Annotated in this window: 12 protein-coding genes and 1 pseudogene; all 13 read left to right on the top strand. The window is 41.8% G+C overall.

The features are described from left to right. Window positions 1-2157: a hypothetical protein gene (locus O3642_RS06835; RefSeq protein WP_371605651.1), complete on the top strand. Its 2157-nt coding sequence runs from the start codon at window positions 1-3 to the stop codon at window positions 2155-2157. Window positions 2158-2169: 12 nt separating this feature from the next. Beyond that, entirely contained in the window at window positions 2170-3135 is a 966-nt protein-coding gene (locus tag O3642_RS06830; RefSeq protein ID WP_155172945.1) for a hypothetical protein, read from the top strand. Continuing rightward, window positions 3128-3478 (top strand): hypothetical protein, encoded by a 351-nt coding sequence (locus O3642_RS06825; RefSeq protein WP_371605650.1) that lies wholly within the window; start codon window positions 3128-3130, stop codon window positions 3476-3478. Before O3642_RS06830 ends, O3642_RS06825 begins: the two co-directional genes overlap by 8 nt. A 473-nt stretch (window positions 3479-3951) precedes the next feature. Then, window positions 3952-4378, top strand: a pseudogene (locus O3642_RS06820) (FtsK/SpoIIIE domain-containing protein); the annotation flags it as partial. A 295-nt stretch (window positions 4379-4673) separates the two neighbouring features. Then, complete coding sequence (locus O3642_RS06815; RefSeq protein WP_371605649.1) at window positions 4674-5471, top strand: hypothetical protein; 798 nt, start codon at window positions 4674-4676, stop codon at window positions 5469-5471. Window positions 5472-5936: 465 nt separating this feature from the next. Then, window positions 5937-6491 (top strand): hypothetical protein, encoded by a 555-nt coding sequence (locus tag O3642_RS06810; RefSeq protein WP_155127295.1) that lies wholly within the window; start codon window positions 5937-5939, stop codon window positions 6489-6491. 51 nt (window positions 6492-6542) lie between these two features. Then, the gene (locus O3642_RS06805) at window positions 6543-6689 is read left to right on the top strand and encodes a hypothetical protein (RefSeq protein WP_155172952.1); all 147 of its coding nucleotides are present in this window, start codon (window positions 6543-6545) and stop codon (window positions 6687-6689) included. 356 nt (window positions 6690-7045) lie between these two features. Beyond that, window positions 7046-11440 (top strand): PolC-type DNA polymerase III, encoded by a 4395-nt coding sequence (locus O3642_RS06800; protein ID WP_371605648.1) that lies wholly within the window; start codon window positions 7046-7048, stop codon window positions 11438-11440. A gap of 139 nt (window positions 11441-11579) precedes the next feature. Then, window positions 11580-11843, top strand: a complete 264-nt coding sequence (locus O3642_RS06795) for a type II toxin-antitoxin system RelB/DinJ family antitoxin (RefSeq protein ID WP_009732165.1) — start codon at window positions 11580-11582, stop codon at window positions 11841-11843. Next, window positions 11836-12114, top strand: coding sequence for a type II toxin-antitoxin system YafQ family toxin (locus O3642_RS06790; protein WP_003013623.1), 279 nt, complete (start codon window positions 11836-11838; stop codon window positions 12112-12114). Before O3642_RS06795 ends, O3642_RS06790 begins: the two co-directional genes overlap by 8 nt. Before the next feature lie 17 nt (window positions 12115-12131). Beyond that, complete coding sequence (locus tag O3642_RS06785; RefSeq protein WP_155127304.1) at window positions 12132-12281, top strand: hypothetical protein; 150 nt, start codon at window positions 12132-12134, stop codon at window positions 12279-12281. A gap of 150 nt (window positions 12282-12431) precedes the next feature. Next, the gene (locus tag O3642_RS06780) at window positions 12432-15284 is read left to right on the top strand and encodes an AAA family ATPase (RefSeq protein WP_371605647.1); all 2853 of its coding nucleotides are present in this window, start codon (window positions 12432-12434) and stop codon (window positions 15282-15284) included. A gap of 481 nt (window positions 15285-15765) precedes the next feature. After that, window positions 15766-17007: an aminopeptidase gene (locus tag O3642_RS06775; RefSeq protein ID WP_371605646.1), complete on the top strand. Its 1242-nt coding sequence runs from the start codon at window positions 15766-15768 to the stop codon at window positions 17005-17007. Window positions 17008-17013: the final 6 nt, after the last annotated feature.

Raw genomic sequence — 17013 nt, 5'->3', positions numbered from 1 at the left:
ATGACCGTTACAGTTATTTCAAAAAGTGGATTACTTGATCACGGTAATAAAACAAAAGAAGCTGCAGTAGAGTACCGAAGTCAGATATCATCTGTTCAGAGGAAAATTGAAGCAAAAGTGACGGGACAAGAGGCAAATGCCATTAAAGCCTTTATAGCAAAGTTGAATTCTTTATCACAAACATTACATGATTCATATCCATTAACATTAGAATTATATAGTGAGGCAGTCCTTAAATATGAAACAGGATTGACGGCGGCTGGTTTTTCTTCTGAAGTGGTAAAGACAAAAGCAGCAGATATCCAAAGTATTAAGACATGGTTAGGGGAAACAAAAAGTAAAGAGTTTTTGGAAAAAAGTGAAGATCTTGATGCTGCAATTCAAGTAGCAAGTAAAGCACTAGCCCTAGAACCAGGAGCAGTTGAATTTACAAGAGATGCGGGAGCACGTGCACACTCCATAGCAATGAATTTAGCAAAACATGGAGATGAACGTCAAACAACTCATGATGAATTAGAGAATAATTTAAAGCAATTTATTAGTAGTTTAACTGTGGTAAGTGAACGTTTGGTTGGTGTGAAAGCAACATTAGATAACGCAAGATTTATCAGTAGTTTTAGTTTAAATACAGCAATGGATTTAATCTCCAAAGGTTATTTGAACGAACAAAATATGGATTTTCTGGATTCCATTCAAAATGAGGGGGATGCTAAAGTTCTTAAGGTTATTTTAGGAGAACATGGATATAGCGCTCCAACAGGATTTTTTACAGCATTGGGGAGTGTAGATACGACAAAAGTTAGCCATGCGATGATGGATATTGTTTATAACCGAGTTAATAAAGAATTTTCAAATGTGGAAAAAGATAAGAGTCCTGCAATGGAAAATCTTCGTACTTATATTCAAGCAATTTCTAATCAAGACCAAGAAAAAGCAAAAGCCTATTTTGAGAATTTAGTCTTGGCTGGAGATAGGTATGCTCAAACAATAACTGAATTGGCAAAGGCTCTAGTTCCTGATTTTCCTAAAACAAATGATAGTGAAAGTAAATTTAAGAATTATGAAGCGGAGAAACTTAAAATCCAACCTCAACTTGAAGGATTTAATGAACACATAAAACGTGCTGGAGTTTTAACAAGTTTATTTGAATCACTGTACGCAGTTGGCATTGGAAAGTCAAAGAAGGTTTATCCTTATATGGGCCATATGTCACTTGATACATCTATTGTTTTAAGTGGATTAACATTTAATGGGAAAAACGGTTTTGAATTTAATGTATCAGCACCTGATTCTGTGGGGATTCGTAGAGATAAAAGTTATTCAACAGAATTTTTCAATACAGGGGATGGAGTTCAAGATGCTGAAGCGATATCTGAAATTCGTGAGTTAAGAGAAAAACGGGATAAAGAGGCGGCTTTATTTGCAGTTGATTTAGCAAAAATGGCTTTAGGTTCTTTTATTCCTGGTTCGGATAAAATACTGGATTTAATTTCTTCCGGCGTTAAAATTGATAATAATCTAAGTTCAAGTCTAAATTTTGGCGATAAAGCAGGAGCTGTAACTTTTTCAGATCTTTACAAGAAAAAAGTTGGAGAAAAAATATCAGATTCTTCAACGCTTTCAGATCATTTAGAAAAATATTATGAGTATGATCAAAGAATAACAAAACGTGAGCAATATTTAGCTGGCAGTATCTTTGGTACAGGGGGACGTCGGCTATCAGGTGATTCTAAAGATGAATTTGTAAAATATGATCTAACTTATGACTTGCAAGCAGATATGAAGATTTACGATTTAGAAAAGAATGGATTAAAAACATTTGTATACCACAATACAGATGGTGAACTTTCATCTAAAATAAATTCGGTAAAAAACTATGATAAAATAATGAAAAATATTGCTTCTGAGAATAAAATTGATAATTCAGATGATAAAAAACATTATAGAATATTAACTAAAAATACTTATAATTTGTTTATCAATGGAGATGATACACGAGTATCTGAAATTCCTTCTTCAAATATTTATCAAGGATTAAGGAAGTTAGATAAAGAGTTTGAAAATAGAGATAAATCTAAAATATTTCAGAGCCAAAAATACCACAAGTGGGATCCGTCTGGTTTAAGCTCGAGTGATTCTGATTTTGGAACCGAATAGGAGAAAATAATAATGAAAAACAAAAAGGCCAGCATAATAATAGCTATCATAATGCTTATTGTTGGTGGTATAATTTTTATGAGACTTAAAAAATCATCTGAGAAGATATATATAGATGATATGCCGTCTAAAATTAGAAAAATACAATTATTTGATAACGATAAATTTGTTTTTGTTGCCGTAAATAATTATTTGGATGGTGTTGTTTTATATGGAGAAAATTATGTTACAACTGTTTCTTCGCATACACTTTATACAGGCAATTTGGAGAAGATTCCTCCGATTGGAAATGAAGAATATTATCAAATTATTAGTTATGATATACAAAGTGATAAAGAAAAAATTATTAAATTTGACTTATATAAATTACTTGGGAAAAATAATTTGTACCGTGCACCAAATAATGCTCCTCAAACCTATTTACAAAACGGAGACGATTATCTTACACTTAATTTGGAAAAATTAAGTGATCACGACTTGATGGGTGATAATATTAGACCTATCCTGTTTTTAGCTAATGGGGGAGGATATAATGACATTTCTGAAAAAGAGATGCAGAAGATCAACCAAAAGCAACAACAATATTTTAAAAACAAATATGATTGGTATAGGGGTGGGATCTCTGAACAGATCGACGCGAATCTAGCAAAGTATAATCTTTCAAGAAACGAAAATTCACTTTATCCAATGAATTATAAACCGTCTCAAATAAATGTCTCTGGTTCTAACTTTTCTAAATTATATCCAGAATTAGAAAAAAATATAAAATATCTAAATGCATTATATTTCCGTCCGAAACAATACAATGAGCGCGAATGGTTTGATAAAATCATTCATTGGTTTGCGCCAGCAGGTCAAGAAGTCATGGAACTGTATGCTACAGACGAAACAACTGGAGAGAAAACACAAATTCACTCTTATGACGAGTTTGTAGCCTGGATAAAGGCCCATCCAAAACAGGAGGAGGAAAATGAGTAAAAAGAATATTAAACCTGAAAATATAAAAGGTGTTAAGGCTAAATTTGATGCTGCATTTATCAATTTTGGATCTGGGATTGGACTGGTTGTTGAAGATGATTCTAAAGCGAAATTAGAAGAATGTTTCAATGGATTTAAAGAAACTGCTGGCACTATTCAAGAGACAATTGTAAGTTTTAACGACTATTTAGATCAAGTAGCTACAGCATTTGAAGATACAGATTCATTCTTAGCATCAAGAATTGAAGGAAAAGGTGATGTAAAAGACTATAGAGAAGGACAAAATTTTAGGTCAAAAATGAGTGACGAAGTTCGTAAGAATATTTTCTATGGTCAGATTTAATTTTACTGCATCCTATACTCAAAGAATAGCTAGCCAAATTAAACTCTTAAATGAGCTGACTGAAAAAGAAGGGAAGTAAAAAGAAATAAGCTCTTTCTCAACTGTGTTGGTTGATAAAAGTTACAATTTGGAGAGGACCAAAATAGGTTCTCTTTTTTAATATTCTAAGCAATAAAACTTATCCCCTACTTACAAGTTTCCCCTTAAAATAAAGTGTATTTTAAGAGAAAACATTATAAATGAGAAGGAAGGTCTGTGATAAATTTCAAAGTACTGTATACTGACCTTAGTTTATCCAAATTGCCTTTTGACCATGTTATGAAACGAAGTCTCCTCCGGTTTTTTATAATTAGTGATTAACTTGATCTTTAAAGTAAATTCCGATATGATAGTAGTATTTAATGGAGTTTTTATCACTTCCAGATGACTATGACAAGGAGAGTACCTCACGTGGCCTTGCCTCACTAAACTGTCTCCCGCAAGCGCAAAAGCAAGAAGCTGTCGCCATCGATCTGTCAAAAGATGGGAATATCCTCCTTTACGGAAGTCCAGGTACAGGAAAGACCACTTTCCTCCAGACAGCCGCAATGGATCTGGCTCGCAAGTAGAGTCCAGAAAATCTGACCATATACCTGCTGGATTTCGGAACAAACTCAATTGCCACATGTGGCAGATAGCCTCTTGCTGGATCAGACGGAGAAAATCCAGAAATTCATCCGGATCATCAACCGCTAGTTAGATCGCAGGAAGAAGCTCCTCTCCGAGCATGGTGTCGGCACCATGGCCCTCTACCGTGAAGTGACCGGCAAGCAAGAGCCAACCATGGTCATCCTGATGGATAGCTATGAGTCTATGAAGGACGAGCCTTATGAGACAGACCTCTTCAAGCTCTTCATCAGGAATGGTTTTGGAATCTTTTATATAATAACAGAAAAATGGATGATATTTTTTTCGCTGTTATAAGCTCCCCTGAAGCTGCAAAAAAAGCTCCAGCAAAAATTGCTGAAAAATTGTATAATAGCGATTGGTTCTTCGATGCATTAGGGAAAGTAATGGCTTCAGTCTAAAGTTTTTAGATGCTATGGTTGCAGCAGAAGATGAAACTTTTTGGTCAAAATTGATTAAAAGTCCTTTAGCTAAGAAATTATTTGCAAATGTTCCTAAGTTGGAATGGTTTGGAGAAAGGAGTTAGAAAATGAAGCTATTTAATTATTCATTTGAACAAAGTCAGTCCTTTGTAAATGAAGATATTGTAAACAAATTAAATCAAAAAGGGAATTGGAAACGTTACATAGGCTTATTGATCACCTCAGTTGTTCTTTACTTTTTTTTGGTTGCTATTCCGATGTTTGTAAGTGGGCATACAGTGGATCAAGCTCCTAATTATAGATGGCTACAGTGGCCTGTAATCTTTTTGTTCCTAATCATGTATTTGGTATATCTTTTCTTTTCAATCAAGTATAGAAATAGCCCCATGAAATTAAAATTTTGTACTTATTTTTATATGGTGATTTTGCTTTCAATGTTTACAGTGTGTTCTGGAATTATGATGATGACACGTCGTAATATGGCTAGTATAGTAGCGGGTGTCACGTTTGGTCTTGCAATTTTTTACTTGGTTCGAACGGTACCTCGTAAGATGAAAGAAGCTGTTTGTAATCGGACTGAATTTAGTCCGATGTCATCTATACTGACAGATAGAATTTCAGATGGTTTGATTTTTTTAGGTGGAACAGGGATTACAGCTGGTCTAGTTCTATTTGATCGCTCAACTGGAAGTAATACGAGAGGTGGTATTGATGCAGTTTTGATGCCTTTAATGCCTGCAATATTTGTGTTTGCCACTTATGTATTTTCGATTGATTTGTTAAGGGGATATTATCTCTTCAAATACTCAGAGGAGTATCGAGAGCAATTTGGTTATTCGTCCAAGGCTTGGTATGGTGAAAAGTCAAAGGAATATAGACAATCACTGAATAAGGAAACAATTTAATCGTTCAGATACATACATAGAGCCAACGATATGAATTGAGATATCAATTTAGCTATAATAGAGAAAAAGTTGAACGTTACTTTTTAGATAATGATAGAATGCCATTCAGGATAGATAAGAAATAATGTTTGATAAAAATAATTTAATATCCTAAGATATACGTTTTGGTAACGATTCTTAATAGCCAACGATTAATGGTTGATTTTGTAATGTACTTGATTATTTTCTTTAAGGTTGTTTGAATAATTCTATTTATCTGGTAACTAATTAATAAAAACAATGGCTCTTTGTCAACTGTATTGGGTTGATGAAAAGTTATAACTTAGAGAGAATCGCCTGGTTCTCTCTTTTTCATTTTCTCAACTCTCTCCACCCAGCGTCTAATTTGCTATTCATAGTAAATTCCGGTATGATAGTAAGGAATAAATTTTGAAACTACTCGATTATAAAAGGAGGGAACAATACATGAAAAAAAGCATGGTATTGCTGGTGAGTGTGCTTGTTTTAACAGCCTGTGCTCAGCCTAAAAAAGAAGCCAAGGAATCAACAGAAAACAAAACGGAGCAAAGTACAAAAGCTTCCTCATCTGCTAAAGAGGAGAAGGGCTTGAAATTTGTAGTCGCACCTCAGAATGAAGGAAAGACATCGGACTTGATTGAACTGGGTAAGAAGTTAGTTACGGAACATCCGGAAATCGGCGCTCAAGGAGAGATTACTGTGTATTTTACAGGTGGTACCTATACTTTTAAACAACAGGAATATGCAGTTTTTATGTTGGTCAACAAAACTACAACGAATCTTGATCGTGATGCCACCTTTAAAATTAGTTGGAGTTATGATGGCCACTCTATTTATCAAGATCAAGTGGTCCAGTATAGTCTATCTAATAACCCTAAGTTACCGACACAATCAGCGACACTTTTACTGCTCCCTTTGACGAGTGAACAGAGCTCGATCGTAGAAACAATGGCTGATGAAACGAAGATGAGTCTAAGTATCACAGATGTTTTAATGAATTAGGTGTAGCCGATATCTAAAGAAACGTATTTACAAGTAAAATAAGAGTTTTAAATGCGTTTTATTTTTAATGTGGGGATTAAGGTGATCGGTCTTGTGTTATTGATCATTATGCGCCTCAAACAATCGCGTTATATTCCCTACTTGATCGTGGTCATCGGGCCTTTCTTTGCCATATTCCGTCCAACCCTCCAAGCGTAAAAAGAACAAGAGGAGAAAGTGGAAATCCGGCAGAAGTTGCAGTCTGTCATGGAGGATATCCAAAAGCAAGAACAAAGCTTGAGAGAAACCGTCTAGTTACAGATGAAGGATCTACTTTGGACACCGCGTTCAAGCTCAGTGACGGATACGACGGGACAATGATCAGGATTGCCTGCTGTTGGCCAATCATCGAGAAATCACCTCTAGTCCGGTGATTTTTTTGTCTTCACTTCTCTCTCGAATTAATCCTTAAATTGTGATAAAATAAAAGTTACGAATGTTTTTGACTGGTCTGTTTTTGCTTAGAAGCGGGCCACTCAAAAGCGAGCAAAAGAATCAAGATCAAGGGAGAAACAATGTCCAACACCTTTGAAATTTTAATGGATCAGCTGGATATGCCGCTGGAAATGCGATCTTCCAGTGCCTTTTTGCATGCGGAGATTCAAGAAGTCGTGGTGCACAAGGTCAGTCGGGTCTGGGAGTTCCGCTTTGATTTTGCGGAAATCTTGCCCATTACTTTGTTTAAGGAATTGCGCCAGCGCTTGAAGGACGAATTTTCAAAGACAGGAAACCAGGCGACCTTTACCATCCAAGTGTCCAATCAGGATTTTTCTGCTGATTTATTGCGGGCCTACTACCGGGAGGTCTTTGAGGAAGGACCTTGTGCTAGTCAAGGCTTTAAGGGACTTTACCAAGACTTGCAGGTGCGAGCAGAAGGACAGGAATTGATCATCTCTGGTCCTTCTTCGGTTGATACGGAGCATTTTCGTAAGAACCATTTGCCCAACCTTGCTAAGCAGTTGGAAGCCTTTGGTTTTCCGCACTTCACCTGTCGGGTGGAGTCTGATGAGGAATTGACAGAGCAAGAAGTGGCGCGCTTTGAGGAGGAAAATGAAAAGATTTTCCAAGCAGCCAATGAAGAGACCTTGCGGGCTATGGAATCCTTGGCTCAGATGGCTCCGCCACCAGCAGATGAAGAAAAACCTGCCTTTGATTTCAAGGCTAAGAAGGCTGTGGCTAAGCCCAAGCTAGACAAGGCCGAGATCACTCCGATGATCGAGATTACGACAGAAGAGAATCGGATTGTCTTTGAGGGTGTGGTCTTTGACGTGGAGCACAAGGTGACACGGACCGGTCGCGTCTTGATCAGCTTTAAGATGACTGACTATACCTCGAGTTTTTCCCTTCAGAAATGGGTTAAAAATGAGGAAGAAGCTCAGAAGTTTGACATGATCAAGAAAAACAGCTGGCTCCTGGTGCGGGGAAATATCGAAATGAACAATTTCACGCGCGACTTAACCATGAATGTCCAAGACATCCAGGAAGTCGTGCACTACGCCCGCAAGGACCTGATGCCAGAAGGTGAGCGCCGGGTGGAGTTCCACGCGCATACCAATATGTCGACTATGGATGCTCTGCCGGAAGTCGAAGAGCTGATCGCTAAGGCAGCTGAGTGGGGGCATAAGGCTGTGGCCATCACCGACCATGGCAATGTGCAGAGCTTCCCGCATGGCTTTAAAGCAGCCAAGAAGGCTGGAATTCAGCTGATCTATGGGATGGAAGCCAATATCGTAGAGGACAAGGTGCCCATCACCTATAACGAGGTGGATCTGGACCTCAATGAAGCGACTTATGTGGTCTTTGACGTGGAAACAACGGGACTTTCAGCCATCTACAATGACTTGATTCAGGTCGCTGCTTCTAAGATGTACAAGGGCAATGTCATTGAGGAGTTTGATGAGTTTATCAATCCGGGCCATCCTCTGTCCTCCTTTACGACCCAATTGACAGGGATCACCAATGAGCATGTCCGGGGGGCTAAGCCTTTGGTACAGGTCTTGAAGGAGTTTCAGGCCTTCTGTGAGGGGACCGTTCTTGTCGCCCACAACGCTACCTTTGACGTGGGCTTCATGAATGCTAACTATGAGCGCCATGGCCTTCCCAAGATCACCCAGCCAGTCATCGATACCCTGGAATTTGCCCGCAACCTCTATCCAGATTTTAAACGGCATGGCTTGGGGCCATTGACCAAGCGCTTTGGGGTAGGCTTGGAGCATCACCACATGGCCAACTACGATGCGGAAGCGACGGGGCGCCTGCTCTTTATCTTCATCAAAGATGTCGCTGAAAAGCATGGGGTGACCAATCTCAAGGACCTGAATATCGATTTGATCGATGAGAATTCTTATAAGAAGGCGCGGGTCAAGCATGCGACCCTCTATGTCAAGAATCAGACCGGCCTTAAGAATATGTTTAAACTAGTCTCACTTTCTGGGACCAAGTATTTCGAAGGAGTTCCACGGATTCCTAAGACCGTGCTGGACGCCCACCGCGAGGGCTTGATCCTCGGATCGGCCTGCTCAGAAGGGGAAGTTTTTGATGCGGTCATGTCGCAAGGTGTGGATGCGGCGGTCGAAGTGGCCAAGTACTACGACTTTATCGAGGTTATGCCACCGGCTATCTACGCACCTCTCATTGCCAAGGAGCAGGTCAAGGACATGGAGGAGCTACAGACTATTATCAAGAGCTTGATTGAAGTGGGAGATCGCCTCGGCAAGCCTGTTCTTGCGACAGGTAATGTCCACTATCTGGAGCCGGAAGATGAGATCTATCGGGAGATCATTGTCCGTAGTCTCGGTCAAGGGGCCATGATCAACCGGACCATAGGGCACGGAGAAGATGCCCAGCCAGCGCCACTGCCAAAAGCGCATTTTAGAACCACCAATGAGATGCTGGATGAATTTGCCTTTTTGGGAGAAGACTTGGCACGCAAGATTGTTATTGAAAACACCAATGCGCTCGCAGAGACCTTTGAGCCGGTCGAAGTGGTCAAGGGTGACCTCTATACGCCATTTATCGACAAGGCCGAAGAAACGGTTGCGGAATTGACCTATAAGCGGGCCTTTGAGATCTACGGTAATCCGCTTCCTGATATTGTCGATCTGCGAATTGAAAAAGAATTGACCTCCATCTTGGGGAATGGCTTTGCCGTGATTTATCTGGCTTCACAGATGCTGGTGCACCGTTCCAATGAGCGGGGCTATCTGGTTGGATCGCGTGGATCTGTCGGATCCAGCTTTGTCGCGACCATGATTGGGATCACCGAGGTCAATCCTCTTTCGCCTCACTATGTTTGCAGCCAGTGCCAGTATAGTGAATTCATCACAGACGGTTCTTATGGATCTGGTTTTGATATGCCGGACAAGGATTGTCCAAACTGTGGCCACAAGCTCAGTAAAAATGGACAGGACATTCCCTTTGAAACCTTCCTTGGTTTCGATGGGGACAAGGTACCCGATATCGATTTGAACTTCTCTGGGGAAGATCAGCCAAGCGCCCACTTGGATGTCCGCGATATCTTTGGGGAAGAATACGCCTTCCGGGCAGGAACAGTAGGTACAGTTGCGGCCAAGACTGCCTATGGGTTTGTGAAAGGCTATGAGCGAGACTACGGCAAGTATTACCGGGATGCAGAGGTGGAGCGCTTGGCTCTTGGTGCAGCCGGGGTCAAACGGACGACCGGTCAACACCCGGGAGGAATCGTTGTTATTCCAAACTATATGGATGTCTATGATTTTACTCCGGTCCAGTATCCGGCAGATGATGTGACAGCTGAATGGCAGACCACTCACTTTAACTTCCACGATATCGATGAGAACGTCCTCAAGCTCGATGTCCTTGGTCATGATGATCCGACCATGATTCGCAAGCTCCAAGATTTGTCAGGTATTGATCCGAACGATATCCCTATGGATGATCCAGGGGTCATGGCCCTCTTTTCTGGGACAGAAGTGCTAGGGGTGACAGCCGAGCAGATCGGAACGCCGACAGGAATGTTGGGGATTCCAGAGTTTGGGACCAACTTTGTTCGGGGCATGGTCGAAGAGACTCATCCGACGACCTTCGCAGAGTTACTTCAGCTCTCTGGTCTGTCTCACGGTACCGACGTGTGGTTGGGAAATGCCCAAGACTTGATCAAGGCGGGCATTGCCGATCTATCGACCGTTATCGGGTGTCGGGACGACATCATGGTTTACCTCATGCACGCGGGTCTCAAGCCTAAGATGGCCTTTACCATTATGGAGCGCGTGCGGAAAGGCATGTGGCTCAAGATCTCAGAAGAAGAGCGCAATGGCTACATCCAAGCCATGAAGGAAAACAATGTCCCTGAATGGTACATTGAGTCCTGTGGGAAGATCAAGTACATGTTCCCTAAAGCCCATGCGACGGCCTATGTTATGATGGCCCTTCGTGTGGCCTACTTTAAGGTGCATCATCCTCTCTATTACTACTGTGCTTACTTCTCGATTCGGGCCAAGGCTTTTGACATCAAAACCATGGGGGCAGGCCTTGAAGCCGTGAAAGCGCGGATGAAAGAAATCGCTGAGAAACGCAAGAACAACGAAGCTTCTAACGTAGAGATTGATCTCTACACCACCCTTGAGATTGTTAATGAAATGTGGGAGCGGGGCTTCAAGTTTGGCAAGCTAGACCTCTATCGCAGTCAGGCGACAGAATTCTTGATCGATGGGGACACCTTGATTCCACCATTTGTCGCTATGGATGGTCTGGGAGAGAACGTTGCCAAGCAAATCGTGCGGGCGCGTGAAGAAGGAGAATTCCTCTCTAAGACTGAGCTCCGGAAGCGTGGCGGGGTTTCGTCTACCCTGGTTGAAAAGATGGATGAGATGGGCATTCTTGGCAATATGCCAGAGGATAACCAGTTGAGCCTCTTTGATGATTTGTTTTGATGGAGAGAATCCATTCATAAAAGTTGATGCAGTTTCATCTAATGAAAAATGAATACCAATTAGAAGGCTATTGTATATCCAATGGATTTACAACAGCCTTCTTTTTTGTTACAATAAAAGCTAGAAAGAAGGTGAGAAGATGTCAAAGACGAGCATGAGTATCCGTTTGGATAGCGAGGTTAAGGAGCAGGCCCAACTGGTGTTCAATCATTTGGGAATGGATATGACAACAGCTATCAACATTTTTCTTCGTCAGGCTATTCAATATCAGGGCTTACCTTTTGATGTTCGATTAGACGATCATGGGAAGTTGCTTCAAGTAGTAACGGATGTAGAGCAAAATCGGAATATGAGTCAACCCTTTGAATCAGTCTCAGACTTGATGGAGGACTTGCGTGCTTAAGATTCGTTATCATAAACAGTTTAAAAAAGATTTTAAGTTAGCAATGAAGCGAGGTTTGAAGGCAGACTTGTTAGAAGAAGTCTTGAATTTTCTGGTTCAAGAAAAAGAACTTCCTGTCAGATATCGTGACCATCAATTGACCAATTCCAAGCATTTCCAAGGTGTTCGGGAGTGTCATATCCAGCCGGATTGGCTTTTGGTTTACAAAGTAGATAAGGACGAATTGATTTTAAACTTGCTGAGGACGGGAAGTCACAGTGATTTGTTCTAGAAACAAAGGAGGAGAACATGAAGTTAGAAATTTTTGCAGAAGACAAACCAGCTGAAAAAGTCTTTGAGTACAAGCTAGAGGTGGCAGACAATGTGCTGCTCCTTTCCACCGCCCTGCTCTCAGGAGCAATTGCTCTAGCCAGCTTATTTTCAGCCTTGAAAGATTAACTGACAGCCTCTATTTTTCTTTTGAAAATAGAGGTTTTTCAGTCCTTTCAGATCTGATAAGTGTTTTCTTTGGCACTGGATTGTGTTACAATTTTTAGTAACGATTGTTTGTGACAAGGAAATAGAATAGATGAAACAAAGGAGAAGAGCGTGGCAAGATATTTAGTAGGCCCTTACAATAATAGTTGGAACTTTATGGATGCGGTTGAAAAAGCGCAGGATGGAGATACCATCGAGTTTGAAAATGGGTATGTGTTTCAATGGCCGACAGATGAGGTGATTGTAATCAACAAGAGCCTTCATTTTGTGGGGCATGTAGTTCCAAATCCAAATGGTAATGGGCGCATGTTTAACAACACGATTGAGGCTTCTTTCCGATTTGTAGAGGGAGCTCAGGTGACATTTGAAGATCTGTGGTTTAAAGTTGGTGGGAACTATACTGCCTTGACCTTATGGAATGAGTCAGCTATCACCTGTAAACAGGTCTATTTTGAAATCACCACTCCGACAAATAGTGAATTTTTTATCTATATGGATACGCATTCGAAAATGACATTGGATGGAGTTGGGATGAAGGTTCCAGAAAAACACCAAAGTGTCATCGGAATGTCAGCATCAGAATTGTCCATTCAAAATTCAACGATCTTTTCTAAGATAGATCTGTCAGAAGGCTCCAAGTTGACCTTAGAAAATGTCTATATTGAAAAATTTGGGAATAATACGATCCATGCCAAGGACTCAGAAGTGATCGCAAAAAATTCAACGATTACAGGCGGGGATCTGGAAAAGGACTTTCCACCAGTTTGGTTGAGGAATGTCATTTGGGAGTCCGAAAACTGTAAAATTGAGCTGCCTACTGGAACTGGAGTCTGTCTTGACAACAATGTTCAATTCAATTCGGATTCGGATCGTATGACCTCCATCAATTCATTTAATAGTATGATCCGAGCTCACCAGGCTACATTCACAGAGTTTTTATGCGTCTATGAAGAGTCCTTTGCTTCCCTGACTGGGGAAACGACCTTCTTGAATGAGAATGCCCAAACCATTTCATTTGGCGTTTTTGATGATGGTGTACTGATGGCTGAGCATATGATTTGTCATAAGATTGCGGATCCTAATATACGGCTTCAAGGTGGAGCTTTTGTGAAGGTGGACACCATGACCTATAGGCAGGGGGATGCGCGTGATCTGACCAAGAAAATCGAGGATGACTGTAACTATCTTGTTGGCAGAGAAGTGGCGAAGGGCAATGCGCAAGTAGTTTCTACGGGACAGGCGACAGATGCAACGGTGGCTCCAACTACCGCAAGAGACTCTGGACCAGAGAAGAAACAAGATGCTCTTCAAGAACTCAATAGCCTGATTGGTCTTGAAAAAGTCAAACATGAGATCAAGAAAATGATCAACATGGTGGAATTTAACAAGAAACGAATCGCTAGTGGCAAGGCTCCTGAAAAGCAAACCTTGCATGCTGCCTTTATGGGAAATCCTGGTACAGGGAAAACGACTGTAGCCCGTCTGTTGGGACAAGTGCTCTTTGATGCAGGTGTTCTCTCAGGGGAAGAATTCCGTTTTGTGGAAGCAACGGAGTCCGATCTGATCTCTTCGAATATTGGAGGAACAGCTGAACAGACCCAAGCCCTGCTTGAAAAAGCGCGAGGAGGCATCCTCTTTATTGATGAAGCCTATAGCTTGGATAAAAAAGACAGCGGTGCGGACTTTGGGATCGAGGCGATCAATACCATCCTCAAATTTATGGAGGACAATCGCGACGACATCATGATTATCTTTGCTGGCTATACCAAGGAAATGGAGGAGTTCTTAAAGACCAATCCAGGCCTTCGTTCTCGGGTGCCAAATAATTTCATCTTTGAAGATTTCACAGGAGATGAGATTGTCCAACTAGGTGAAATGATCCTAAGCAAAGGGGACTACAAACTCGAAGACCGGGATTACTATGCGCGGCACGTTAAGCGGGCTTATGATGGCTCGCTAGATAAGAGCAATGGTCGCTGGATTCGTAACCTGGATGAGCAATTGACCAAGACCATGGCAGATCGGGTGGTGGCCCAAGGTTCCGATGATATTGAGACCATCCTCAATAGCGATATCGATGCTGTCCTTAACCAAGGTAAGTATCAAGCAGGAGCCGACAAGGAAGAAGATGGGATGGCTGCCCTCAACCGTTTGGTTGGAATTGCTAAGGTGAAAGAGCAAGTCGAACAATTCGTGGCCATGGCTGAGTTCAATCAAAAACGGGCTGAACAAGGTGGCATCGTCGAAGACACGACCTTGCACTCTCTCTTTCTTGGAAATCCTGGTACAGGGAAGACCACCGTGGCCCGCATTTTGGGCAATATCCTCTTCCAAAAGGGGGTTATCAAGCAGAAGAAATTCATCGAAGTATCCCGGAGCAATCTGGTTGGAGGCTACCAAGGTCAAACAGCCTTGAAGACGCGCGAAGTCCTAGAAAGTGCACTGGGTGGAGTCCTCTTTATCGATGAGGCCTACACGCTCTATACCGGTTTAAATGATGATTTTGGGAAGGAAGCCTTGGATGAAGTCCTCAAATTTATGGAGGACCACCGTCGCGATATCGTCATTATCTTTGCCGGTTACACGAAAGAGATGCACGACTTCTTGCAGGTCAATTCAGGTCTGCAAAGCCGAATCCCAACTACATTTGATTTTGAAGACTACAGCCCAGATGAGATCGTGGAGATCGGTCTGTTAGGATTGCGTAAGCAAGGTTACCAAGTCAATGAAGCCCTTTATGGAGAGATTGTGAAAGGAAATTATATGCGTGCCAATGACCATAGTAATGGTCGCTGGGTTCGCAATCTCAATGAAAAACTCTTGCGCCAAGTATCAACTCGGGTAACCCGTGAAGGTAGTACAGACTACAATTCCATTTTGGATCAAGATTTGGAAGCTTTGAGAGAGAATAGAAGTTCTGAACAACCTCATACCGTGGATGATCAAGGCTATGTTCTTCCTTAAGTTGAAGACAAAGTCTTCTTAGAAACTTTCCTTAGGTGAGTACGGACGTCAGCGAACTTCTACGAAGTTCCATGACTAAATCAAGATACAAAGGGCGTCTGCGGATAAAGTCAAAATAGGAAGTTTGACGCAGAATCTTTCGATTCTAGGAAAACTTATCTTTTTGACACAATCCGCAGCCCGTGTTCAATTCGTATTGAGCCCCTTTGCTCTTTAATTTCTTGGCTCAGGCTAAAACAGTTTCCCAAACTGTTTTACTCTCAATAATTCCGAGTGCCTGAAACTATTAAGTTTCAGGCACTTTTCTCACAGCAGAAAGTTTCGGTATTTCTTGATTCGTTCTAAAAAGAACTCATTTTTATTTCTTTTCAGAATCACTTAACCTATTTTATATTAAAAAAGGTTGTTTACGTTCAAAAAGAATTCTACATGGACTTATGGTATACTAGGAGAAGATTATTCACTTATGAAGGAGAATGCAATGGTTTTACCAAATTTTAAAGAAAATCTCGAAAAATACGCTAAATTGTTAGTGGCGAACGGTATCAACGTGCAACCTGGCCATACCTTGGTCTTGAACATCGATGTGGAACAAAGAGAATTGGCCCACTTGATCGTGAAGGAAGCCTATGCTTTGGGCGCGCACGAAGTGATTGTCCAATGGGCAGATGATTTCACTACCCGGGAAAAATTCCTCCATGCACCGATGGATCGTTTGGACAATGTGCCAGACTACAAGATTGCGGAGATGAACTACCTCTTGGACCACAAGGCTAGTCGCTTGGGTGTGCGCTCGTCTGATCCAGGTGCCTTAAATGGTGTTGATGCAGAGAAGCTTTCTGCCTCGGCTAAGGCTTTGGGCATGGCCATGAAACCAATGCGTATCGCTACTCAATCCAACAAGGTCAGCTGGACGGTTGCTGCTGCAGCAGGTTTAGAATGGGCGAAAAAAGTCTTTCCAAATGCGGCAAGCGACGAAGAAGCAGTGGACCTCCTTTGGGACCAAATCTTCAAGACTTGCCGTGTCTACGAAGAAGATCCCGTCAAGGCTTGGGAAGAGCATGCAGCTATTCTCAAGAGCAAGGCAGAAATGCTCAACAAAGAGCAATTTTCAGCTCTTCACTACACAGCGCCTGGAACGGACTTGACACTTGGCTTGCCGAAGAACCACGTCTGGGAATCTGCCGGAGCCATCAATGCCCAAGGCGAAAACTTCCTGCCAAACATGCCGACAGAAGAGGTCTTCACAGCTCCTGACTTCCGCCGTGCAGAAGGTTATGTCACCTCTACAAAACCGCTTAGCTACAATGGGAACATCATCGAAGGGATCAAAGTGACCTTTGAAAATGGAGAAATCGTAGACATCACAGCAGCAAAAGGCGATCAAGTCATGAAAGATTTGGTCTTCAAAAACAAGGGAGCGCGTGCCTTGGGTGAATGTGCTCTTGTTCCAGATCCAAGCCCGATTTCCCAATCAGGCATTACCTTCTTTAACACTCTATTTGACGAAAATGCTTCTAACCACTTGGCCATCGGGGCAGCCTATGCAACCAGTGTAGAAGGTGGCGCAGAGTTCACAGAAGAAGAACTCGAAGCAGCCGGCCTCAACCGCTCAGACGTCCACGTCGACTTCATGATCGGCTCAAGCCAAATGGATATCGACGGCATTCGAGAAGACGGCACCCGCGTCCCAGTCTTCCGTAACGGAGATTGGGCAATATAGGGAGCA

Source organism: Streptococcus sp. 27098_8_66 (genome assembly GCF_041431945.1).
GTDB classification, from domain to species: Bacteria; Bacillota; Bacilli; order Lactobacillales; family Streptococcaceae; genus Streptococcus; species Streptococcus dentalis.
This window is presented reverse-complemented; position numbering and strand designations above follow the sequence as displayed.